Raw genomic sequence first — 1,026 nt, forward strand, 5'->3', positions numbered from 1 at the left:
AAGTGCCGAAAATAGGTTTCATAAGCTCACGAAACGTTTCAACCAAGCGGGAAGACCGACATCCCGCACACCTGAAACAAACCAGCACTTACTCAACGCATCAACACACCACGCACAAACGATTAAAAATCAGCAATTTATGCAACCATTATTTATGGCAACTTTTATTCATGTCCAAAACACAATTTTTAATCATTAACACCCGGTTTTCATCTCTCCCCATCACTTTTCACTCCAAAACCCTCAACCCATAACCCATAATTCATTCAACTTTTAACATTTAGCTACCCAAATGGCACCATCCTTGCTTCTCAGATTCCCATGAAAAACTACACGATCATTCACACCCTTTGCTCTTTTATCATAGTACTGAGCCTGTCCTGTACCAGTAACCGCCAGCCAGATTCAGCGCACGATCACGACACCACGCATACCCAGAACAACTCTACCCAGCACGACACCCTTTCGTCAACAACCGCTGAACCCCAATCTGCAACCGAAGCCGCCAAGGCCCCTGCCAATACCGAAGAAATCCAAAAAGCCTATGCCGGTATTATGGATAAAGCAGAAAAAGGCGCGCTCGATTCCACAACTTTCAAATACTCTTGTAACGGTGAAAAAAACGGTACCGTAAGCTACTACACAGAAAAAGGCCGCTTACGCCTCATCGTCCACCAGTATAACGAATACGATCACTATTCCGCCACCGACCGTTACTTCGTGCAAGACAGCACCCTCTTTTTCGTACACCGCCAAAACACCACATGGTCATTCGAATCAGGCCCCGAAGGAACCACCCGGGACAATATCACCGAACAGCGTATCTACCTCGTCAATCAAAAGCCCGTAAAATGCCTTGAAAAGAAATACACCGTCCGTTCAAAAGCCAAAAACAACCCCGATCCCGCCACCATCCCCAACAAAGAAACCAACTGCTCATCCATCAAGTCCGTCATCACCCCCTACCAGTTGCTCTTCAAACACCGCCAAAAACCCACCCAGGGCTGCCTGGAGTAGCCCCGGGAA

The 1,026-nt window shown here is 47.2% G+C and carries 2 protein-coding genes; both read left to right on the forward strand.

The window, feature by feature from the left end:
• Positions 1-199, forward strand: a 199-nt coding sequence (locus DDR33_RS26775; RefSeq protein ID WP_238387884.1) for a hypothetical protein, incomplete at its 5' end; no start/stop codon positions are given.
• A 122-nt stretch (positions 200-321) separates the two neighbouring features.
• Positions 322-1,017, forward strand: coding sequence for a hypothetical protein (locus DDR33_RS20985; protein WP_109417763.1), 696 nt, complete (start codon positions 322-324; stop codon positions 1,015-1,017).
• The last annotated feature ends 9 nt before the right edge of the window (positions 1,018-1,026 follow it).

Source organism: Pararcticibacter amylolyticus, from assembly GCF_003130405.1.
Taxonomy (GTDB): Bacteria; Bacteroidota; Bacteroidia; order Sphingobacteriales; family Sphingobacteriaceae; genus Arcticibacter; species Arcticibacter amylolyticus.